Source organism: Edaphobacter acidisoli (assembly GCF_014642855.1).
GTDB lineage: Bacteria > Acidobacteriota > Terriglobia > Terriglobales > Acidobacteriaceae > Edaphobacter > Edaphobacter acidisoli.
This window is the reverse complement of sequence record NZ_BMJB01000001.1, coordinates 1,024,666-1,045,943: the sequence shown is the minus strand read 5'-3', so window position 1 is coordinate 1,045,943 and position 21,278 is coordinate 1,024,666. Positions and strand designations below refer to the sequence as shown.

19 protein-coding genes and 1 tRNA gene are annotated in these 21,278 nt (G+C 54.3%); 11 read left to right on the top strand and 9 right to left on the bottom strand.

Translation table 11 applies throughout. From position 1 onward, the window contains the following. Positions 1-19: 19 nt before the first annotated feature. Together IEX36_RS04265 and IEX36_RS04260 are read right to left on the bottom strand one after the other, a co-directional pair. Complete coding sequence (locus tag IEX36_RS04265) at positions 20-658, bottom strand: FKBP-type peptidyl-prolyl cis-trans isomerase (RefSeq protein WP_188758056.1); 639 nt, start codon at positions 656-658, stop codon at positions 20-22. 136 nt (positions 659-794) lie between these two features. Then, positions 795-1,667 (bottom strand): hypothetical protein, encoded by an 873-nt coding sequence (locus tag IEX36_RS04260; protein WP_188758055.1) that lies wholly within the window; start codon positions 1,665-1,667, stop codon positions 795-797. Between the two features lie 201 nt (positions 1,668-1,868). Between IEX36_RS04260 and larC the strand changes: the two genes are divergently transcribed. From larC to IEX36_RS04230, 6 genes are all read left to right on the top strand, one after another. Then, a complete protein-coding gene (gene larC, locus IEX36_RS04255) occupies positions 1,869-3,083 on the top strand; it encodes a nickel pincer cofactor biosynthesis protein LarC (RefSeq protein ID WP_188758054.1) in 1,215 nt (404 codons plus the stop codon). Next, complete coding sequence (gene larB / locus IEX36_RS04250; protein ID WP_188758053.1) at positions 3,080-3,844, top strand: nickel pincer cofactor biosynthesis protein LarB; 765 nt, start codon at positions 3,080-3,082, stop codon at positions 3,842-3,844. Before larC ends, larB begins: the two co-directional genes overlap by 4 nt. Before the next feature lie 76 nt (positions 3,845-3,920). Beyond that, positions 3,921-4,706 (top strand): dienelactone hydrolase family protein, encoded by a 786-nt coding sequence (locus tag IEX36_RS04245; RefSeq protein WP_229668700.1) that lies wholly within the window; start codon positions 3,921-3,923, stop codon positions 4,704-4,706. 177 nt (positions 4,707-4,883) lie between these two features. Continuing rightward, a complete protein-coding gene (gene gmd / locus IEX36_RS04240) occupies positions 4,884-5,969 on the top strand; it encodes a GDP-mannose 4,6-dehydratase (RefSeq protein ID WP_188758051.1) in 1,086 nt (361 codons plus the stop codon). A 17-nt stretch (positions 5,970-5,986) separates the two neighbouring features. Beyond that, positions 5,987-6,952 carry a GDP-L-fucose synthase family protein gene (locus IEX36_RS04235; RefSeq protein ID WP_188758050.1) on the top strand — a complete coding sequence of 322 codons (966 nt, stop codon included), beginning with the start codon at positions 5,987-5,989 and terminating at the stop codon, positions 6,950-6,952. A gap of 119 nt (positions 6,953-7,071) precedes the next feature. Beyond that, positions 7,072-7,932, top strand: coding sequence for a CAP domain-containing protein (locus tag IEX36_RS04230; protein WP_188758049.1), 861 nt, complete (start codon positions 7,072-7,074; stop codon positions 7,930-7,932). A gap of 18 nt (positions 7,933-7,950) precedes the next feature. On the opposite strand, the gene IEX36_RS04225 is transcribed toward IEX36_RS04230, so the two are convergent. Continuing rightward, the gene (locus tag IEX36_RS04225; RefSeq protein WP_188758048.1) at positions 7,951-8,529 is read right to left on the bottom strand and encodes a carboxymuconolactone decarboxylase family protein; all 579 of its coding nucleotides are present in this window, start codon (positions 8,527-8,529) and stop codon (positions 7,951-7,953) included. Positions 8,530-8,647: 118 nt separating this feature from the next. On the opposite strand from IEX36_RS04225, the gene IEX36_RS04220 reads away from it, so the two are divergent. Then, a tRNA-Asn gene (locus tag IEX36_RS04220) sits at positions 8,648-8,722 on the top strand. A 239-nt stretch (positions 8,723-8,961) separates the two neighbouring features. Here the strand turns inward: IEX36_RS04220 and kdpC are convergent. From kdpC to IEX36_RS04190, 6 genes are all read right to left on the bottom strand, one after another. Next, complete coding sequence (gene kdpC / locus IEX36_RS04215; protein ID WP_188758047.1) at positions 8,962-9,543, bottom strand: potassium-transporting ATPase subunit KdpC; 582 nt, start codon at positions 9,541-9,543, stop codon at positions 8,962-8,964. 11 nt (positions 9,544-9,554) lie between these two features. Next, entirely contained in the window at positions 9,555-11,660 is a 2,106-nt protein-coding gene (gene kdpB / locus IEX36_RS04210) for a potassium-transporting ATPase subunit KdpB (protein WP_188758046.1), read from the bottom strand. 9 nt (positions 11,661-11,669) lie between these two features. Further along, positions 11,670-13,445: a potassium-transporting ATPase subunit KdpA gene (kdpA, locus tag IEX36_RS04205; RefSeq protein WP_188758045.1), complete on the bottom strand. Its 1,776-nt coding sequence runs from the start codon at positions 13,443-13,445 to the stop codon at positions 11,670-11,672. Then, positions 13,445-13,531 (bottom strand): K(+)-transporting ATPase subunit F, encoded by an 87-nt coding sequence (gene kdpF / locus IEX36_RS17695; protein ID WP_188759814.1) that lies wholly within the window; start codon positions 13,529-13,531, stop codon positions 13,445-13,447. Before kdpF ends, kdpA begins: the two co-directional genes overlap by 1 nt. A 383-nt stretch (positions 13,532-13,914) precedes the next feature. Then, positions 13,915-14,625, bottom strand: a complete 711-nt coding sequence (locus IEX36_RS04195) for a response regulator transcription factor (RefSeq protein WP_188758044.1) — start codon at positions 14,623-14,625, stop codon at positions 13,915-13,917. Positions 14,626-14,628: 3 nt separating this feature from the next. Next, positions 14,629-15,771: a universal stress protein gene (locus IEX36_RS04190; RefSeq protein ID WP_188758043.1), complete on the bottom strand. Its 1,143-nt coding sequence runs from the start codon at positions 15,769-15,771 to the stop codon at positions 14,629-14,631. 20 nt (positions 15,772-15,791) lie between these two features. Between IEX36_RS04190 and IEX36_RS04185 the strand changes: the two genes are divergently transcribed. The 4 genes from IEX36_RS04185 (at position 15,792) to IEX36_RS04170 (ending at position 21,256) form a co-directional block, all read left to right on the top strand. Continuing rightward, positions 15,792-17,231, top strand: a complete 1,440-nt coding sequence (locus IEX36_RS04185; protein WP_188758042.1) for a DUF4118 domain-containing protein — start codon at positions 15,792-15,794, stop codon at positions 17,229-17,231. A gap of 126 nt (positions 17,232-17,357) precedes the next feature. Continuing rightward, positions 17,358-18,059, top strand: coding sequence for a Crp/Fnr family transcriptional regulator (locus IEX36_RS04180; RefSeq protein WP_188758041.1), 702 nt, complete (start codon positions 17,358-17,360; stop codon positions 18,057-18,059). A 21-nt stretch (positions 18,060-18,080) separates the two neighbouring features. Beyond that, positions 18,081-20,633, top strand: a complete 2,553-nt coding sequence (locus IEX36_RS04175; RefSeq protein ID WP_188758040.1) for an AMP-binding protein — start codon at positions 18,081-18,083, stop codon at positions 20,631-20,633. Between the two features lie 11 nt (positions 20,634-20,644). Continuing rightward, positions 20,645-21,256: a glycerol-3-phosphate responsive antiterminator gene (locus IEX36_RS04170; RefSeq protein WP_188758039.1), complete on the top strand. Its 612-nt coding sequence runs from the start codon at positions 20,645-20,647 to the stop codon at positions 21,254-21,256. Positions 21,257-21,278: the final 22 nt, after the last annotated feature.

Here is a 21,278-nt window from a genome sequence, read left to right as displayed (position 1 = left end):
AGTTTAGACGCGGTTGCTGTCACTGAGGATTCGCGGTTTTTGGCTGAGTGTCAGGCGTAGCGGGTTTTGCTTCTGGAGCGGGTTGTGCGCCGTTGTTTGCCGGCGTTGCTGGAGCTGTCTGTGACTGTGGTTGGGGCTGTGGGGCTGGAGGCCTTGGGGCTTCGGGAGGCGTGTCGGACTGGGCGAGAAGCTCCACGTCGAAGATCAGTTCGCTCTTCGCGGGGATTTTGGGAGGGCGGCCCTCTGCTCCGTAGGCGAGCTGATAGGGGACGAAGAGGCGGCGCTTGCCGCCGATGTGCATGCCTTCGAAGCCTGTGTCCCATCCATAGATGACGCGGTGCGCGCCGTAGGGGAAGGTGATGGGCTGTTTGCCGGGGTGGTCGTAGGAGGAGTCGAATTTCGTGCCGTCGGGGAGCCATCCGGTGTAGTGGACGGTGTACCACTTCTGCGGCTCGGCGAGCGGGCCCTTGCCGATGGAGATGTCGATGTACTTGAGGGCGTAGAGGGTTTTGGGAATGCCCGGGACGTGGGGGATTTTTGAGGCGGTGGCTGCCGTGTGATGTGTGGCTGCGGTGTGGTGTGTGACGGGTTTGGAGGTGGTTTGAGCGCTGGCGGCTGTGGCCGCGATGAGTGCAAGGGAACAGAGCCTGAAGTTCATCGTGGTCTCAGTTTATAGCGGTCCTGCGTGGTTGTCTGTTGGTGTGGGAGTTACTCCTGGGCCTTCATTCGGTCTGTTCGCGAAGATAAAGATGCCCACCCGCACGTGAGGCAGGTGGGCGCTGACGCAGGATTGTTTACTGCTTTGGTTTGGCGGCTTCTTTCTTTGCTGAAGCCTCGGCTTTCTGCTTCCAGAGGCCGGGGTTCTCTTCAGCCCAGGCGGCGGGCGGGTAGCTCATCTTCGGCGCCATCTCGAAGAGCTGTGAGTCGGAGCTCTTGATGCAGGCTGCTGAGAGCTCTGACAGACGCTTCATTCCATCCGCGCCAAGGGCCTGTCTGAATTTACTCTGGTCGGCGAACATCTGATCTACTTCGGAGAGCGATCGCATGGGAATCGCTATGAGATAGACATCGCTATCGGCGCTTCCGTAGGCAAGGCTCCATATGGCCCAGTGCGCGTCGGGAATGTCGGCATAGCCTTTTTTATAGAGATTCGCCAGTTCGAACCAATCATGATGATGGCCAGGCTTGACCGTTATCGAATCCAGTTCGAAGTAGCGCATCTGCTCGATTTTGACCGGGCCGCGGAGACTCATATCGTCTTCATAGGTCCAGATGCTTGAGTCATATTTGGAGAGCAGATCGCCGTCGGCAATGGCTGCGCGGTCGAATGCGGCGGAGAGCGTTTTGTCATGCATCATCCCGTCGTTGTCCTTTTCCAAAGCGGCGAAGGAGTCGTAGCCGATGATGAACAGCGCTCGCGATGGGCCGGACATGGAGTTCATGGCGAAGTAATGCTCCGGCCACTTGGCCGCTTCCATTGCGCGGACAAAGGCGCTTTCGCTCTTTTCGTGCAAGCTCCCTTGTTTGCCTGGCTTCAAAAACTCGCGTTGAATCAGGAGAACCTTCGGCGGATTCGTCGTGCCATCGGGATTCATCTGCGCCAGCATCGCGCCTGAACCCGCACTCAAAAGAAATATTCCCAGTGACAGCCCTATCATCTTTCTCATAAAGCTTGCCCTCCAAGGCGCATAAACGGGTTGGGAAACATCGTTGAACGTTGCCGGCAGAACGCACTACGACCATTTCATTGCGAGCGAATGGCCTGGGTACGGGGGCCGGTGTTTCGATGGGGAGGGGAACGGCGGGAAGTCTATACGCCTTTCTCTTTTCTTTGCAACAACTTTCTTTGTGCGTGAAACAATGTCGCCATGCGGATTGCTTATCTTGACTGCTTTGCCGGTGTCAGCGGCGACATGTTTCTGGGCGCGCTTGTCGATGCCGGGGTTTCGCCGGAAGTTCTCCATGAGGCTGTTGGAGCGCTGAATATTGGGGCTTCGCTCAGGATTGAGAAGGCTGATCGGAGTGGAATCTCGGCCACCAAGGTTCATGTTCTTGATGGAACTGAGGTAGCGGAGACGGCTCATCACCATGACGAGCACGGCCATCATCACCATCATGGGCGGCACTTGAGTTCTATTAAGAAGATCATCCGTGACGCGAACTTGCCGGAGGAGGTCAAAGAAAAGGCTGTACTTGCCTTTGAGTTGCTTGGGGCAAGCGAGGCGAAGATTCACAATGTTCCGGTTGAGAAGATCCACTTTCATGAGGTGGGTGCGGTGGACGCGATTGCCGATATTGTGGCGGCGGTGGCTGGGATTCATGCCCTCAGGGTTGACCAGTGGTTTTGCTCGCCGCTGAACGTTGGTGGAGGTATGGTGGACTGCGCTCATGGACGGTTTCCCGTTCCGGCGCCAGCTACGGCTGACCTATTGCGTGATTGTCCTACGTATTCGGCGCATGTCGAGAACGAGTTGGTTACGCCGACGGGAGCGGCTCTGATTCGCATGCTTGCACCGACGTTTGGGTCGCAACCGGCGATGCGCGTTCAGCAGATCGGCTACGGTGCCGGCACGCGCAACCCGAAGGATTTTCCGAATGTTTTGCGGCTTTCGATTGGTGAGAGCGCAGGTGCGACGCACAGTGCGGTGGCTGTACTTGAGACGGCGATTGACGATCTCAGTCCGCAGGTGCTGGCGCATGTTACTGAGAAGGCGCTGGCGCTGGGAGCGCTGGATGTGATGTCCACGGCGGTCCATATGAAGAAGAACCGGCTGGGGACGCTGATTACCATTCTTGCTGATGATGCGCAGGTGGCCGCGTTGGAAGACCTGCTGCTGCGCGAGACGAGTACGCTTGGAGTGCGGATTCATCATGAACGGCGGTCGTGCCTGGACCGCGCGCATTTGACCGTTACGACGGCATATGGCGAGGTGCGGATGAAGTTGGGTTCGCGCGGTGGAGTGGTGCTGAATGCCGCGCCGGAGTTTGAGGATTGTCGGGCTGCTGCTGAGCGAAATGGTGTTCCGGTGAAGCAGGTGATGCAGGCTGCAGTGGCGGCCTATGCGGGCGGGCAGGCGAAATGACGAAGGCTTCGCTGCTGGAGATTCTCGCGCAGGTGCAGGCGGGTGAGATAAGTCCTCAGAACGCGACGGATCGTCTGGCGACGCTGCCGTATGAGGACATCGGGCATACGCGCATCGATCATCATCGCGCGCTGCGTACAGGGTTGCCTGAGGTGATCTACGCTCAGGGGAAATCTTCGGCGCAGACGGCGGAGATATTTGCGCGCATGGCTGCTGCCGGTACAGATGTGCTTGCCACCCGAGCCAGCGAAGAGATAGCTGAGGCAGTGCTGGCGGCGGTGCCTGCGGCTGTGTATCATCCGCAGGCGCGCGCCGTTACGTTGAAGCAATCTGCGGATAAGGCGCGTGAGGGGCATGTTGCAGTTGTCTGCGCTGGAACCAGCGATCTGACGGCGGCTGAAGAGGCTGCGGTGACGGCCGAGCTCTTCCATGCGCAGGTTACACGTCTCTACGACGTGGGTGTGGCCGGGCTGCACAGGCTGTTGGCTGTGCGCGAGCAGCTTGCGGACGCTGATGTTGTCATTGTCTGTGCGGGCATGGAGGGTGCGCTGCCTAGTGTGGTCGGTGGATTGGTTGGCGTGCCGGTGATTGCAGTCCCCACGTCGGTGGGCTATGGCGCGAGCTTCGATGGGGCGGCTGCGCTGCTGGGAATGCTGAATTCGTGCTCGCCGAATGTAGTGGTCGTGAATATCGACAATGGCTTCGGTGCGGCTTACACGGCTACGATGATCGCCAGGATGGCGCATCGTAAGCGTGAGTGATTGCCTGGTTTTGTCGCCGATGATCTTGTTATCGGCGTGGCGCAGGACTAGACTTCCCCACATGCGAAGCCACCTGTTGAAGCTGCTTACCCTTGCTCTGCTCGTTCCATTTGCTGCGCCAGTTCATGCACAGGATTGGGCGAAGTCGCGGCTGGATGCGTCTCCTCGCCACCATGAGTACGTCACATTGCACGCCAATGGGCGCAACGTGCAGGCGTTTGTGGTTTATCCCGAGGTCAAACAGAAGACGCCTGTCGTCATTATGATTCATGAGATCTTTGGCCAGACTGACTGGGCAAAGGAGATGGCCGATGAGGTCGCGGCGGAGGGATTCATCGTGGTTGAACCCGACCTGCTCTCAGGGCACGGGCCGAATGGCGGTGGCTCCAGTGCGTTTCCTTCACAGGAGGCGAGGGTCCAGGCTGTCTCAGGCCTTGACCCGAACGAGGTGAATGCAGATCTCGATGCTGCTGCAGATTACGCAAAGACGATTCCGGCTGCTAACGGCAAGCTTGTTGTTGCAGGGTTCTGTTGGGGTGGCGGCAAGTCGTTTGCCTTTGCTACTCATCGGCACGATCTCTCGGCAGCGTTTGTTTTTTATGGGCCTCCACCGTCGGACCTGGCTGCGATTACCGCTCCTGTCTATGGGTTCTATGCGGGCAACGATGCGCGTATTTCAGCGACTGTGCCGGATACGACGAAGGCCATGAAGGCGGCGCACAAGGTTTATGAGCCAGTTATCTATGATGGGGCGGGGCATGGCTTCATGCGTGCGGGTGAGGCTCCTGATGCAAACGAAGCGAATAAGAAGGCGCGCGAGGAAGGCTTCAGCAGGCTGATTGCGTTGCTGCGAAAGATATAAGTTTGCCGCCGGGACTTTTGCTGCGGGCTCCTGTCCTTTTTCGCTGATGCCAACAGAGGTGGGTATCTTGCTGCTTACCTGTGAGGTGCTTCTGGCAGGCGTGGGGTACCTGTGCGCAGGGTATGATTCAGATTGCCGCTCGATTAAACTGGCACAGAGACGAAGGAGAACCAGGCTTTGAAGAAGGCCCTGATTACAGGAGTGACCGGCCAGGACGGCGCGTATCTTGCCGAGTTTCTCCTTGCCAAAGGTTATGAAGTGCACGGCATCAAGCGCCGTGCTTCACTCTTCAACACAGCGCGCATCGATCATATTTATGAAGATCCGCACAATCCTTCGCCGCACTTCATTCTGCATTATGGCGATCTGACCGACTCGTCATCGCTGATCCATATTGTTCAGAAGGTGCAGCCGGACGAGATTTATAACCTGGGTGCGCAGTCGCACGTGCAGGTGTCGTTTGAGCAGCCGGAGTACACCGCTGACGCTGACGCCCTGGGGCCGTTGCGACTGCTGGAAGCGATTCGCATTCTGGGGCTCGAGAAGAAGACGCGCTTCTACCAGGCGAGCACGAGCGAACTCTATGGGCTGGTGCGAGAGACTCCGCAGCGGGAGACGACGCCGTTTTATCCGCGCAGCCCTTATGCTGTCGCCAAGCTCTACGCCTATTGGATATGCGTGAACTATCGTGAGGCGTACGGGATTTATGCGTGCAACGGTATTTTGTTCAACCACGAATCGCCGTTGCGCGGTGAGACTTTTGTCACGCGGAAGATTACGCGTGGACTGGCGCGCATCAAAGCAGGTTTGCAGCAGCAGCTTTTCATGGGGAACCTGTCGGCTAAGCGTGACTGGGGACATGCGCGTGATTACGTGGAGATGCAGTGGCTGATGCTCCAGCAGGACAAGCCGCAGGACTATGTCATCGCCACCGGAGAGCAGCATTCGGTGCGCGAGTTTATCGATCGTTGCGCGAAGCTGCTGGATCTGGAATTGCGCTGGCAGGGAAGCGGCGTCGATGAAAAGGCCGTGGACAAGCACGGAAAGACGGTGGTTGCGGTAGACCCGCGCTACTTCAGGCCCACGGAGGTCGAGACGCTGCTGGGCGATCCGGGCAAAGCGGAGCGGGAGCTTGGCTGGAAGCCGCGTACCTCGTTCGATGAGATGGTCCGCGAGATGATTGATGCAGATTACAAGGCTGCGCAGCGCGATGCCCTGGCACTTGCTCACGGCTTCGACGCCTATAACGTTCGAGAGAGCTAGTAGATTCGATAAGACACATGATGAAACGTGACTCCCGCATTTTTATTGCTGGTCATCGCGGCCTTGTAGGCTCGGCTATTTTGCGCGAACTTACGCGGCAGGGCTATTCCAATCTGCTGACCCGGACGCGCCAGAAACTCGACCTGCTCGATGGCGGCGCAGTCAGCCGTTTTTTTTCCGAAGAAAAGCCGGAGTATGTGGTGATGGCCGCAGCGAAGGTGGGTGGCATTCTTGCTAACAATACCTACCCGGCCGATTTTATCCGCGATAATCTGGTGCTCCAGAGCAATATCATCGAAGCCTGCCGCGCGAATCAGGTGGATCGGCTCTTGTTTCTGGGGTCGAGTTGTATCTATCCGAAGCTCGCGCCTCAACCGATCTCTGAGTCAGCTTTGCTGACGGGGCTGCTTGAGCCGACGAATCGTCCTTACGCGCTTGCCAAGATTGCGGGTATCGAGATGTGCTGGAGCTACAACCGGCAGTATGGGACGAAGTATCTTGCTGCGATGCCAACAAATCTTTACGGGCCGAACGACAACTTCGACCTCAACACCTCGCATGTGCTGCCTGCGCTCATGCGCAAGACGGCAGAGGCGATTCGCGCGGGCGCGAAGACCGTGACAGTCTGGGGAACGGGCACACCGCGAAGAGAACTGCTCTATTCGGAAGACCTGGCGCAGGCTTGTGTCTTTTTGTTGAACCTGGATGATGCGCGCTATGAAGCTTTACTGACAGATGATGCTCCGCCGCTCATTAATATCGGCACGGGCGAAGATGTCACGATCCGTGAACTGGCGGAGACGGTTGCGCGAGTTCTGGGATTTGACGGGGAGCTTGTCTTTGACCATTCCAAACCGGATGGCACACCGCGCAAGCTGCTCGATGTCAGCCGTTTGCACGAGCTGGGCTGGCGACATACGACGGGTTTGGAGCAGGGAATTCGCCTGACCTGGGACTCTGTCAAAGATAAGCTCACGGACTAGCCACTTCACAAAAGCCTCATCTTTCGATTGGCCTTTGCCGATAGGTAGGCCAAAGGCGCTAGTGTGCTCCCCCATAAGTGGTATCCACTCAACCCTGGGGCGAAACCTAGAATCACTGAATGCGATTCGCCTCATCCATACGCGTGAAGTGGTGGCAGCATGGAAGGTTCGGCTGCGCCGTTGTGGCGTGTGCGCTGCTTGCGACGCCGTTTTCGCTCGCTCAGTTCAATACTGATTTGATTAATGTTGATGCGCATATTTCTGGCGCAGAGCCTGTCCCAAACATGGAGGCAGACATCACCGTGGCTGAGCAGTATTTGCTTGCCGCAGCCAATCAGGAGCGTGTCTCCCGAGGATTAACTCCGTTGCGCCTGGATGCGTCGCTGCTGCAGGCTTCGGCTCAACATGCAGAGCAAATGGCAGAGCGCGATGATATTTCACATCAGTTTGCAGGAGAGCCTGATCTTGAAGACCGCGGAGCAGATGCAGGCGCTCGATTCAGTCTGATCGCCGAAAATGTTGGAGAAGCACCGACTTCGGTGATTTTGCAAAACCTTTGGATGAATTCTCCGGCGCACCGCGCAAACCTGCTCGACCCGGAAGTAAATGCGGTAGGCATCTCGATCGTCCAGCGCGGAGATGAACTTTATGCGGTTGAGGATTTTGCCAACACCGTCGCTCCGCTGACACTGGATCAGCAGGAAGGCGCGATCGCAAAGGTCATCGCCCAAAAAGGGTTGTCCGTAGGAGATACCTCGGCACTGGCGCGGATTACCTGCGCGATGCCCAGCGGCTATGTTGGCTGGCGCAGGCCGCAGGTCATCATGCGGTATACGGCATCGACGCTGTCGGACCTGCCGGTGGAGCTTAAGGCACAGCTTAACTCAGGTAAGTACCACCAGGCGTTGGTGGGTGCTTGCTCTGATCAGCGCAGGACATCTTTCACGGCGTATAGCATTGCTGTGCTGCTCTATCCTTAGACCTTCATTCAATCTTGATTAGACCGCGGCTGGGGCGATCCCGGCCTTTGCCAGCTCTTCAGCCGATGCGGGTGGTGTGGGGTCCATCTCCAACAGATCGTTAAAGCGGTTGAAGTAGTTGAACAGTCCGATGGCGGCCATCAATTCGACGATCTCTCCTTCGCTGAAGTGACTGCGCAGGCGTTTGAACTCAGCCTCGCTGTATGAGTGCGCGTCCAGTGTCATGACCTCGGCCAGGTGGATTGCCACCTTTTCGCGCTCCGTAAACTCGTTGCTGCTGGCAGCGTTTCGGAGTTCTTCCAGCTGCAGGTCGGTCCAGCCCAGGCTACGGCAGATTTTGGTATGCGAGGCCAGGCAATAGGGAGTCCGGTTCAACTGCGAGGTGCGAACGATGGCAAGTTCCTTGAGCGCTTTGGGCAGGGTTCCGGTATTGAGCACCGCTTCCATGTGGGCGATGATGGTTTCAAAGATCTCGGGCCGGTGCGCCATGGTGCGAAACATGTTCGGAACGTTCCCGCGCTCTCGCAAATAGCGGTCATAAATCGTGATGGCGGACGGAGAAACTTCTTCGCGTGTCAGGCGGGAGATGCGGGGCATGACGGGACTCCTTCAGAAAAGATAGACCATCGAATCATAGTCTTCCGGTACATTGCTTTACCATGCAAGGATTTGGTATAAAGTTGTTAACGCGCGCCGAAGCGGCTTGCGCATACACTCCTCAGTAGCTCAATGGCAGAGCATTCGGCTGTTAACCGAAGGGTTGTAGGTTCGAGTCCTACCTGAGGAGCCAAAGAATCAGTCTTTACAACTCCCCTCAAAACTCAAACTCCACACTTAGCGAAAGCTATCTTTTTAGGCAGAATTGTCTGCAGCACTCTTATCATCTTGCCTATTCGCTAGAGCGCCCCGGGCGCTGATTCCAAGTCTCGCTTGAGAATCCATTTTTAGGTGCCGGCCGCAATCCAACAAGGCAAAATCTGCACTCGCAGTTACGCTTGTGCAGAGGAATGCCTGTTTAACCCGAGAGTTCTACTTTGTCGGAGGTGGAGCAACTCGATTCAGGTCGAGATTCAGTTCAAGTACATTGACTCGTGGTTCTCCAAGAACTCCAAACTGCCTCGGCGTTGTGTGTTTTGTCACCAGATCCTGTACTTCTGCTAGAGGCAATCCTCGTTCCTTAGCAACTCGCGGAACCTGAAACTCGGCTGCAGCGGGAGTGATGTCCGGATCGAGGCCAGAAGCTGAAGTGGTCACTAAATCTACCGGGATTGGTGTGCCTGGATTTTCTTTTTCCAGTGATGCAACATCGCTCTTCACACGGTCAATATACTTTTGGTTCGTAGGGCCATAGTTCGACCCACCCGAAGAGGATGCGTCGTAGCCATTGGTACCTGACGCCGAAGGGCGACCGTGAAAGTAGCCAGGCCCTGTGAAGGACTGCCCGATGATACGCGAGCCAATGATTACGCCGTTTTTCCTGATGAGTTGCCCATTGGCCTTGTTGTGGAAGAGTACCTGTGCAACGCCTGTCATCAGAAGAGGGTAAGCAATGCCCAGCAGGACCGCAGTGATGACTGTGTAGAGAAGGGAAATCCAAATATTTCTGCGCATGACGCTCGCTCCTAAACCAGGTGTATTGCGGTGATGAGAATGTCAATCAGCTTGATTCCGATGAATGGGATGATGATTCCTCCAACTCCGTAGAGCAGAAGGTTTCGCTGCAACAGGGCTGATGCCTGCAGCGCGCGATAGTTCACGCCGCGTAGAGCAAGAGGAATCAGGGCAATGATGATGAGCGCATTGAAGATGACAGCGGACAGAATGGCAGACTCAGGCGTTCGCAGGTGCATGATATTCAGCTTGTTCAGCACAGGAAACACGCCTGCGAACATGGCTGGGATGATGGCAAAATACTTGGCCACATCGTTTGCGATGGAGAAGGTCGTCAATGCTCCACGCGTCATGAGCAACTGCTTGCCTATTTCAACAATCTCGATCAGCTTGGTGGGATTCGAGTCCAGATCCACCATGTTTCCGGCCTCTTTAGCGGCCTGAGTTCCCGTGTTCATCGCGACGCCCACATCGGCCTGTGCCAACGCAGGAGCGTCGTTGGTGCCGTCGCCAGTCATGGCTACAAGTTTTCCCTGCGCCTGTTCGCGCTTGATCAGGTCCATCTTGTCTTTTGGCTTTGCTTCAGCCAGAAAGTCGTCAACGCCGGCTTCGCGTGCGATAGCCGCGGCAGTCAATGGGTTGTCGCCGGTAATCATCACGGTGCGAATCCCCATGGTTCGCAGTTGCGTGAAACGTTCCCGCATGCCTCCTTTGACGATGTCCTTGAGCTGAATTACGCCAAGGACTTGGTTGTCGCGGGCAACTACGAGCGGCGTGCCGCCTGCACGCGCTATGGTTTCCACTACTTCAGTGACTTCTTTGGGGACCTTGCCGCCGCGCTCCACGACAAATGCCGCGACAGCTTCCGCAGCACCCTTACGGATTGCACTTCCGCCAACGTTGATACCCGACATGCGCGTTGTAGCGGTGAAGGGAACGAACTCAACATTCATCTCCTCCAGTTCACGTCCGCGCAAGCCGTAACGCTCTTTTGCAAGCACTACAATGGAGCGCCCCTCAGGGGTTTCATCAGGAAGAGAGGATAGCTGCGCAGCATCTGCAAGCTGTCCCGCGGTAACGCCGGGAGCCGCAATGAACTCAGTTGCCTGACGATTGCCGAAGGTAATCGTGCCGGTCTTGTCCAACAGCAGTGTGTCGACATCGCCTGCAGCTTCCACAGCACGTCCACTCATGGCCAGCACGTTGTGCTGAACTAGACGATCCATTCCTGCGATTCCAATTGCGGAAAGCAAGCCGCCAATCGTTGTAGGGATAAGGCACACAAGCAAAGAGACCAGCACAAACACTGTTTGCGGTGCTGAGGAGTAGATGGCAAATGGTTGCAAAGTCGCCACTGCAAGCAGGAAGATAACCGTCAGCCCAGCCAGCAAAATGTTGAGTGCAATTTCGTTCGGCGTCTTCTGTCGCTCCGCGCCTTCGACCAGGGCAATCATTTTGTCGAGAAAGGTCTCGCCAGGGTTCGAGGTGATTTTAATTCTGAGATGGTCGGAAAGAACTCTTGTTCCGCCTGTGACAGCGGAGCGATCGCCTCCAGATTCACGGATGACTGGAGCCGATTCGCCAGTGATTGCTGATTCGTCAACAGACGCGACACCGTCGACAATATCGCCATCCCCTGGTATCAACTCTCCAGCAGATACAAAGACGATATCTCCTGCGCGTAGCTGTGAACTTGGCACATCTTCTGTCTTCTCATTAGTAAGCAGGCGATGCGCGAGTGTTTCGGATTTGGCGCGGCGTAGTGTGTCGGCCTGGGCTTTGCCCCTGCCTTCTGCCATGGCCTCCGCGAAGTTTGCAAACAACACAGTAAACCAGAGCCAGAGCGTGATCTGAAGATCAAAACGAAAACTTGTAAGGTGGGATGAAATGTCGCGGAAGAGAAGCACAGTCGTGATGATGCTTCCGATCTCCACGCAGAACATCACTGGATTCCGCATCATCGTTCGCGGGTTTAGCTTGCGGAATGAGTCAAGCAGCGCCTGGCGTACGATCTTTCTATCCCAGAGCGATTTCTTATGCCTGCCAGAATGACCGCTGGCGCTGTGTCCAACTTCGGGCTCGTGAATTGTGTGATGAGCGACAGGTATAGTAGCCATGAACTTTCCTCAAAAAGTCTTTCCTGCAAAAAGCAGAAGGTGTTCGAGAATTGGGCCAAGACTTAGCGCCGGGAAGAAGGTAAGCGCGCTAACAATCAGGACGACGCTGACGAGCAGCGAGGCGAACAGGGGTGTTGTCACAGGGAACGTACCGGAAGAAGGAGGTACGAGCTTCTTTGTCGCCAGGTTTCCTGCTAGTGCAAGCATTGGAACGATCATCAGAAAGCGCCCAATGAGCATCGCCGCAGCAAGCGTGAGATTGTAGAAGTGGGTGTTGGCATTGAGTCCTGCGAATGCCGAACCGTTGTTTCCAACCGCAGATGCGTAGGCGTAAAGAATTTCGGAGAGCCCATGTGGTCCTGCGTTGTTCAAACTGCTGAGACCATATGTTGGTGACAACGAAGCAACTGCCGCGAGAACCAGGATCGTTAGTGGAAAGATCAGGACATACAACATCGCCATCTTGACGTCGTAAGATTCGATCTTTTTGCCAAGGTACTCAGGAGTTCGTCCCACCATAAGACCTGCGATGAAGACGGTGAGGATGATCATGACCAGCATGCCGTACATGCCAGCCCCGACCCCTCCGAAGACCACTTCTCCCAGCATGATGTTGACCATGGGCACGAGTCCTCCGAGCGGCATGAAGGAATCATGCATGGCATTGACGGCGCCACAACTTGCATCTGTGGTTACGGTGGCGAAGAGTGCCGAATTCGTGATGCCGAAGCGGACTTCTTTACCCTCCATATTGCCGCCGGCCTGCATGGCGGTTACATGTTGATTGACGCCGTGCAGCAGAGGGTTTGGCTGCGATTCAGCCCAGTATGCCGTAGTGACGCCCGCAAAAAACAGAATGGACATGGCTGCAAAGACGGCCCATCCATGTCGTGGCGACTTCGTCATTCGGCCTAACGTCACCGTCAGGCCAGCCGGGATTGCAAAGATCGACAGCATCTGAAGCAGATTAGAAAAGGGAGTAGGGTTCTCAAATGGGTGTGCGCTATTTGCATTGAAGAAGCCGCCGCCATTAGTGCCGAGCATCTTAATCGCTTCTTGTGATGCAACGGGACCTTGCGCAATTGTTTGATCCGTGATGGTTTGAGTTGTTAGCTTGCCATTGCTTCCCGTAACCGAAACTACCTGTGGGTCAAGCATCTTCGCTGTATCGTATGGCCTCAGATTCTGAATGACACCTTGGGAGACGAGAACCAATCCATACACGATACAAAGCGGCAGAAGCAGTCGCAGTATGGCACGAGTCATATCGACCCAGAAATTTCCGAGAGTGTCGCGCTCTTTTTGGGCAATACCGCGAATAAAAGCGATTGCCAGCGCGATGCCTATTGCTCCTGACCAGAAGTTATGTGTTGCAAGTCCCACCATCTGAGTGAAGTAACTCATGGTGGATTCGGGTGTGTAGGACTGCCAATTGGTATTTGTCGTGAACGATGCTGCTGTATTGAACGCAAGGTCTGGTGCGATCGCAGCCAAATGCTGTGGGTTCCATGGGAGATATTGCTGGATCCGCTCAATGCCATAGGTCAGCAGCATAGTCGCTGCACTAAAAATGAGCATGGATACTGAGTATTCTGGCCAACGCATCTCGTGCGTTTCGTCTACGCCAGTCGAACGATATAGCAGCCGCTCGATTGGGTTGAAGATCGGATCTGCGAAGCTCCGTTTGCGCTCGAATATCTGAGCCATGTAGATGCCGAGTGGTTTGGTAATTAGCAGCAGGATGCCAAAGAACAGGGCGATTTGAAACCATCCGTTCGGTGTCATTAGAAATTCTCCGGACGCAGGAGCGCATAGATCAGGTACACGAAGAGCAGAACTGTGATTGCGATTAAAGAAAAAGTGCCGATCATCATTGGATTACCTCAGGCGTCCACAGGCATAGGCATAGGCGATAGCAAGTACGAAAAACGTAACTGTCACCACGATCATCAGAAAATCCCACATGGGTCCGTTCTCCTCGTAAACGTGAGCGTGTGTAAGGGGGATGTTGAGTATTGTTTGTTGAGATTAGCGTTGGCTCTCAGCAGCAAATTAAAGTTCTCAGGCCTCTCACCTACGTTTGTAGGGTCATTAACTTCGGAGGCCGCATATTCGACCAAAGCGGGATCGCAATTTGCTGTAAGCAAGAACATAAGAGCCACCTGGTGGCAGTTCTTAGTCCATGCTATTTGCTATTAAAAGTCCGTTGGGAACATATAAGAAGTTCGTTAAGGAAAGCAATATAGGCGGTCAACTACGGCTGCTTTTCTTCGATTTGAAAGCGATATCCCACCCAGGGCTCATTTACGATGTAGCGCGGCTCAGGGCCAGGTTCAATTTTTTTGCGGAGTTGCGCGACGAGCACGCGCAGTGACTCCGGCTGCTCTGTGGCATAAGGTCCCCAGATTGCAGTCAATAACATTCGATGTGTCAGTACCCGCCCTGGTCTTTGTGCCATGTACAAAAGCAGGTCGAACTCTTTGGGCGATAGCCTAATTTCGCGCCCATTAATCTCGACGCGATGACGTCCTTTGTCAATAAGGAATCCTCCAACACTCAGTGGGGCATCAAGATGGTCGATGGAAGCGTGCTTTTGTCGCCTGGCGTGTGCACGCACACGTGCCAATAGTTCCTGAATTCCAAATGGCTTTGTAATGTAGTCATCTGCGCCTGCATCGAGGGCTCGTACTTTGACCGCCTCTTGTTCTCTGACAGAGAGCACGATGATGGGCACGTTTGAATGTGCACGAATCTCAGAGCATAGTTCGACGCCATCCATGCGAGGCATGGCAAGATCTGTAATTACGATATCAGGCGTCCATTCAGCAATTTTTTCCAAAGCAGCTAAGCCGTCCTGGGCGGTCTGTACCTCGTAGCCATTGGATACAAGCGAGGAACGCAGCACGCGCGTGATCTGGGGTTCGTCATCGACGACAAGGATTTTCTGTGCGACTTGGTCCGGCATTCTTTACTCCTGTGTGATGATGTGAACATCGACAAAAGGGGCATTTTCCAATAAACGATGAAGCTCCCAATAGTAGAGATATTTTTGTAGTCCATGAATCGCTGAGCGGCCGAGAATAACTTGAGTTGCTCGCTTCTCGCGCACAAATTCAGCAATAGCTAGTGGAATGCTTTTACCCCTGACCTCTATCGTCTCAGCCTTAAGCTCTTTGGCAAACCGCTGGTTGCTTGCAAGAGAAGCGGCCTTTTCTGGTGAAGGGGTGTGCCCTGTATCGACATGGAGCGCGAACAGATCACCACCAGTGGCTTCAGCCATGCGTGCACCGCGCGCGATGAGTTGTTGTGCAGCAGGACTGGAACTGATGCATACGACTACACGTTCGTGAACCGCCCAATGCGTGCCGAGTTTCTTTTTGGAAACATACTCGTCCAGGCTGCGGTCGACAGCTCTCGTAACATGTTGCAGAGCAAGCTCCCGCAAAGCAATCAGGTTGCCTCGCCGGAAGAAATTGGTCAGCGCCCGTTCGGCCCGATCGACAGGGTAAACATCCCCTCGCCGCAGCCGCGTTTGCAGAGCCTCAGGTGTCAAATCCACCATGACGACTTCATCGGCCTTGCCTAGAATCCAGTCGGGGATCGTCTCCCGGACTGTTATCCCGGTCAGGTTTTGAACCGTAGATGCGACGCTCTCGATATGCTGAATATTTACTGTTGAGAGAACGTCGATCTTCGCGTCCAGAATCTTCAGCACATCCTCGTAGCGCTTTCGTTTGCCGTCTTCGACGTTCGTATGAGCAAGCTCGTCGATCAAGACGACTTGAGGATTTCGTGTAAGGATGGCATCCACGTCCATCTCTTCGAAAATTGTTCCTCGAAATTCCACTTTGCGCCTTGGTATTATCTCAAGCTGAGAGGCAAGTTCGCCTACGCGAATGCGGCCATGTGTTTCAACGATTCCAATGACAACATCTTCTCCACGCTCGTGGCGCCGAATGGCTTCGCTGAGCATGCTATATGTTTTGCCGACACCAGGAGCGTAGCCCAGGAATATCTTGAACAGTCCCTTACGTTTTTCGGGCGCGATTTTTTCCAGCCATTGCTCCGGGGTCTCGCGGTTGAAAGGCGCATTATCTGCTTCAGGAACCATAGTGTCCTTATAATGACGTTGTGAATCGACGGTTGATATTGCAACTAATCCGCTATGGATTTGTAACAGCGATGGTGGGATGCATTGTCATCGTCTACTTTCGTCTCACTCACGTCAATCCAACGACAGTCGCTCTCACATTTTTACTAGGAATTCTGTTTGTCGCCAATCGGCTTGGTCTCCGTTATTCGGTATATATGTCGGTGCTTGCGGCCGTGGCATTCAACTATTTTTTTCTCCCACCGATCGGCCAGTTGACCATTGCGGACTCCCAAAACTGGGTGGCATTAATAGCATTTCTGGTCGCAGGTGTATTGGCCAGTCATCTGTCTGAGCGCGCACGACGTGAAGCCAATACCTCAGATCGGAGAAGACGAGAGGTTGAACAGCTTTACGACTTCAGCCAGCAATTGCTGACAGCCGATCAGGTAAGCGATGTTTTAAATAAAGCTCCTGGACAAATCAGCGCCACTTTTCGCAATGAGGCTGTGTGCATATACCTTTGCGATAGAGACAGAGTTTACCGATCTTCTTCGGATGCGGGGGCCATCTCGAAAGAGGAATTGCGCGATATCGCAGATAGAAAAGAGACTCGCTCTGATGAAGTCAGAAATGTTTGCATTGCGCCGGTTTCGCTTGGCGTTCGCTCTATTGGGGCCATAGGGATTTCGGGCAATATTCCTTCCCGAGAAACGATTGATGCACTGGGTAGCCTGATTGCACTGGCTGTGGAGAGAAGCAATACAGCTGAGCGGCTTGCACGAACGGAAGCAACGCAAGAAAGTGAGAGATTACGTTCTGCGCTTCTGGACTCTGTAACCCATGAATTGCGTACTCCGCTCACAGCAATCACAGCATCGATCACGAGTTTGCGATCGGGCATGGTTCAGGATGCGAACTTGCGCGAAGAAATGCTGGTCGTGATTGAAGAAGAGAGTATGCGCTTAAACCACCTGATTAGCCAAGCTGTCGAAATGGCCCAGCTGGATGCACGGCACGTACAACTTCACATCGAATCACTCCAGCTCAGCGATGTGGTGCAGGACGCTGTCGCGGAATGCCGCACTCTGCTGGAAGATCATCCCGTCGAGATTAACCTGTCGCCACAATTGCCTGCGGTCAGCATGGACATAAATTGGATACGCAAAGTGCTCCATCATCTTTTGGAGAATGCAGCGAAATACTCCGATTCGGGGAAGCCTATTTTTATAACAGCCGAGGTGAAGGACTCATTTGTTATGACTAGTGTCGCTGACCGTGGAGCTGGGATTGATGATCTCGACAAGGCGTTGATCTTCGACAAATTTTTTAGAGGGCAAAGCCAACGTTATCGCGTCCAGGGAACTGGTATGGGGCTAGCAATTGTGAAAGCGATTATCGAAGCACATGGAGGCAAAGTAGAGGTTACAAGCCAACTTGGTCTGGGGTCTGTCTTTTCTTTTACACTGCCTGTAGCTTGAGTGAAGTTTGCTGTTATCTCGGGTTCGCTTGAAGCTGTATGTTTACCTCTAATCTCTATGTAATCTATTCGCACGCTATGCTTCGGGCGGAGGAATGTGCTATGACTTGTGTCGTAGAGGAAATGGATGAACGGCGGAGCAAACAAGGTCAAGGTATTGCAACGTACTAAGCTTTTTCATGGCTCAAGCGAGGAAGAACTCTCTTGGATTGCTAAACGTGCAATAGAACACCATCTCAAGGCTGGAGAGATGCTCTTTTTTTCTGGTGAGGAAGCGCGCGGATTATTTATTGTCGCGAACGGACGGGTGCGAGCTTTTCAACAGAATGCAGATGGGCGTGAACAAGTGATGCATGTTGATTCAGCTGGCGCGACTATTGGAGATGTTCCCGTCTTTGACGGTGAACCGTATCCTGCTTCAGCGATTGCGGAGGTAGACACCAAGATACTCTTCATCGACAAGCGGGATATCCGGCAGTTCTGCCTGGAGCATCCAGCATTTGCACTGCGCGCACTGAAGCTTATGGCTGAGCGCGTACGGAAACATGCTCGATTGGTGAAGGTGCTGTCCTTTCACGAGGTGGGACAACGGCTGGCGTTACTGTTGCTCGCAGAAGCGCAACAAGCGAGCATGAGTTGTAAGGGCGGCAACATCACATTCAAGCTAGATCTCTCCAATCATGAGATTGCCACGCGCATAGGTACGGTTCGAGATGTAGTATCGCGTGCGCTCACGCGGTTACAGTCAGATGGCTTGATTTCCGTGAAGGTTCGCGACATTACTGTGCCAGATATACGCGCTTTAAAACGATACGCAGAAAACAACTGACGAAACAGCTATCATGGGGCCGTGCGCCCTCATCTAGCAAGCCTCGTAGACGAGTTTCGCCAGCACGCTGCGGATACGGCGGTAGTTGCTCATCATGGCAACAGAAGCTATCGCACAACGTATGGTGAACTTGCGGAGATCGCAGGCCGCTTTGCTGCGGAGTTGATTCGGCGAGGAGTGCAGTCGGGCGATAGGGTCCTCGTGTGGGGCGAGAACTCGGCCGAATGGATTGGTGTGTTTTTCGGCTGCCTTCTTCGTGGCGTTGTTGCTGTCCCTCTTGATGCAGCGGGTTCTCGTGAATTTGCCAGGCGAGTTGTAGCGGACACAAGCCCCAGGCTGATTGCAGGAGACCGCAACCTTATCGAGATGCTCGACACAGATGTCCCGCGCGAATGTTTTGCTGGGCTTACTTCTCGGCTTCCATCACAGCCACAGTTTGCAGTCAGTGAAACGGTCAATCAAAGCACGCCTTTCCAAATTGTCTTCACTTCAGGAACTACGTCAGAGCCGAAGGGCATCATCCATACTCACCGCAATGTACTTGTTAGCCTTCAGCCCATCGAAGACGAGATCGCTCGATATCGCAAGTATGAACGGTGGGTGCATCCTCTGCGCTTTCTTCACACACTACCGCTAAGCCATGTTTTCGGACAGTTCATGGGATTGTGGATTCCTGCTTCTCTTGGGGCCGAACTGCATTTTTCAACACATCTTGAACCAGCGCACATGATTGAGTTGATCCACGAAGAGCGCATCTCCGCCTTAATTGCTTTGCCACGTGTGATTGAACTACTTCGAACGCATCTTGTCGTACGGTTCGATTCACTGAATCAAGACCTCATGCAATCGGACGAACTGCCAGTAGTCAAACGATGGTGGAAGTTTCGCCACGTACATCGAGCCTTCGGATGGAAGTTTTGGGCAATCATCTCTGGCGGCGCCACCTTGTCCAATGAATTAGAAGCGTTTTGGAACACACTGGGATTTGCGCTGATTCAGGGCTATGGCATGACTGAGACCGCGGCGCTCGTGACGTTGAACCATCCATTCAAAATTGGGCGAGGCACTATCGGGAAAGCTTTACCAGGACGCGAAGTGCGCATCGGCGACGATGGGCAGATCCTAGTTCGTGGGGAGATGCTTTCGCAATACACATGGCAGCACGGAGCAATGCAGGCACGCGCCAACGAATGGCTCGCGACCGGCGATCTTGGTGCGCAGGAAAAGTCTGGCGAGCTACGTTTTCTTGGAAGAAAAGGCGATGTCATCGTGACCAGCTCCGGGATGAATATTTATCCGGCTGATCTTGAAGCTGCTTTGAACAGACAACCAGGCATGCGAGGATGCGCGGTAGTCTCCTGCGTCCTGCACGGGAGCCCGGAACCGGCAGCTGTTCTTATCTTTTCTGGCGACGATCATGCGATGCGCGACGCAGTTACTCAAGCAAATCGCAGTCTCGCGCCATATCAGCAAATCAGATACGTGCTTCGCTGGCCAGACCTGTCGTTTCCGTTTACGTCGACGGGGAAGTTACTCCGAAGACAGGTAGCGAAGTGGGCCACCGCCGCGCTCGTAGCACAAGAAGCTGGCAATGTTGTGGCAAGTGATGACGCTCTGCGCCAGATTATTGCCGAGGTGACGGGCATGGCAGCGACCGTCGCTGGCGATCATCAAAGGCTCACTGAAGATTTTCATCTCGACAGCCTGGGGCGAGTGCAGTTGCAGTCTATTATCGAGCAGCGTCTAGGTAGCGAGGTTGATGATGCGTCTCTCGCATCTGCTGAGACACTCGGCGATCTGCGCTCTTTAATCGACTTGACAGCCTGCGCGATAACTCCTGAACAGGCAAAGGATGTGGCGGCGAAAGCTGATCTCAGAGGAGCCCCAAAAGACTTCGCATATTCGAAGTGGCCTTGGATGTGGCCAGTGCAGCTCGTGCGGGTCATGTTTATCGAGTCGCTGATGCGTCCGCTTATTTGGTTTCTTGCAAAACCATCTGTCGAATGTGCTTCAGCGTTACCAGATGGGCCTGTACTTGTCATCGCAAATCACATCACTGCTTACGATGGTGCGCTCGTTTTGTACGCATTGCCAGGCAAGTTACGACGTAGAATGACAATTGCAATGGCAGCAGAACTGCTTGAAGATATGCACCACGGCAGAAATCAAGGCAATGCCTTGCTCAACCTACTTGCCCGGGTTGGCTACTGGTTGCTGAGAGCGCTATTCAATGTTTTTGCTTTGCCACGCTCATCGGGTTTTCGCCGCAGCTTTGCGCATGCTGGTAGTGCAATGGATCATGGCTACTCCGTGCTCATTTTTCCTGAAGGAGTACGGAGTGATGATGGAACATTACAGCCATTCCGTGCCGGCAGTGGCCTATTGACACAGCAGTCTCGAGTTCCAGTTGTGCCCGTTGAACTGATAGGACTCGGAGAAATGCTTCGAGCTCATCGCTGGTTTCGCAGCGGAAAATTGAAGATCAGAGTTGGTGCGCCAATTCCCTTGGACCTGGATGCCGACCCTGCAGAGATTACGAAGCGATTTGAGCGGTATTTCCAACACCTGCGGTAGACTGCGGATGCATGTCTATCCGCGTCAAGGCTGAAAAGAGTTCAATACCGCACGACAAACATCTCTGGGATGAGATCGTGCACGAGTCACGCATTATCGCGGCAGTGCGCAGCGCGGAGATGCTTGCACTCGCACTCGATTCGCCTGTGCGCATTATCTATCTGCTCTTCGGTAATCCGATGAACATCGCGGGCATGATTGCTTCCGTGCGCGAGCGCGGCAAGCTTCCGCTGGTCAATGCTGATCTTTTGCAAGGATTTTCACGGGATGCATCTGCTGTCGAGTATCTTGCACACTGCGGCGCCGCAGGCATTATTTCAACGCATCATGAAACGCTGCGCGCCGCGCGCGCCCGCGGTTTGATCAGCGTTCTGCGCACCTTTGTTATCGACTCGGCTGCAGTGGAAGCGGGGCAACGCTTTCTTGCCAACTTTCAACCCGATGTTATCGAACTGCTTCCTGCAATTGCTGCCCCGCTCGTACTCGAACGCATCCGCGCGGCACATCCAGGTTTGTTTGTCATTGCGGGAGGATTGTTGAGCGATCTACGCCAGGTCGATGACCTGGTAAAAGCGGGTGTCGATGCGGTTTCGCTAAGCGATCCAGCCCTCTGGATTCTGTGAACCTTGTTGACAATGGCTTCAG

What these genes read in the sequence shown, in the direction of transcription:
- IEX36_RS04265 (WP_188758056.1), bottom strand. Translation starts at nt 658, where the DNA reads ATGAACTTCAGGCTCTGTTCCCTTGCACTCATCGCGGCCACAGCCGCC.
- IEX36_RS04260 (WP_188758055.1), bottom strand. Translation starts at nt 1,667, where the DNA reads ATGAGAAAGATGATAGGGCTGTCACTGGGAATATTTCTTTTGAGTGCG.
- larC (WP_188758054.1), top strand. Translation starts at nt 1,869, where the DNA reads ATGCGGATTGCTTATCTTGACTGCTTTGCCGGTGTCAGCGGCGACATG.
- larB (WP_188758053.1), top strand. Translation starts at nt 3,080, where the DNA reads ATGACGAAGGCTTCGCTGCTGGAGATTCTCGCGCAGGTGCAGGCGGGT.
- IEX36_RS04235 (WP_188758050.1), top strand. Translation starts at nt 5,987, where the DNA reads ATGATGAAACGTGACTCCCGCATTTTTATTGCTGGTCATCGCGGCCTT.
- IEX36_RS04230 (WP_188758049.1), top strand. Translation starts at nt 7,072, where the DNA reads ATGCGATTCGCCTCATCCATACGCGTGAAGTGGTGGCAGCATGGAAGG.
- IEX36_RS04225 (WP_188758048.1), bottom strand. Translation starts at nt 8,529, where the DNA reads ATGCCCCGCATCTCCCGCCTGACACGCGAAGAAGTTTCTCCGTCCGCC.
- kdpC (WP_188758047.1), bottom strand. Translation starts at nt 9,543, where the DNA reads ATGCGCAGAAATATTTGGATTTCCCTTCTCTACACAGTCATCACTGCG.
- kdpB (WP_188758046.1), bottom strand. Translation starts at nt 11,660, where the DNA reads ATGGCTACTATACCTGTCGCTCATCACACAATTCACGAGCCCGAAGTT.
- kdpA (WP_188758045.1), bottom strand. Translation starts at nt 13,445, where the DNA reads ATGACACCGAACGGATGGTTTCAAATCGCCCTGTTCTTTGGCATCCTG.
- kdpF (WP_188759814.1), bottom strand. Translation starts at nt 13,531, where the DNA reads ATGATCGGCACTTTTTCTTTAATCGCAATCACAGTTCTGCTCTTCGTG.
- IEX36_RS04195 (WP_188758044.1), bottom strand. Translation starts at nt 14,625, where the DNA reads ATGCCGGACCAAGTCGCACAGAAAATCCTTGTCGTCGATGACGAACCC.
- IEX36_RS04190 (WP_188758043.1), bottom strand. Translation starts at nt 15,771, where the DNA reads ATGGTTCCTGAAGCAGATAATGCGCCTTTCAACCGCGAGACCCCGGAG.
- IEX36_RS04180 (WP_188758041.1), top strand. Translation starts at nt 17,358, where the DNA reads ATGAACGGCGGAGCAAACAAGGTCAAGGTATTGCAACGTACTAAGCTT.
- IEX36_RS04170 (WP_188758039.1), top strand. Translation starts at nt 20,645, where the DNA reads ATGTCTATCCGCGTCAAGGCTGAAAAGAGTTCAATACCGCACGACAAA.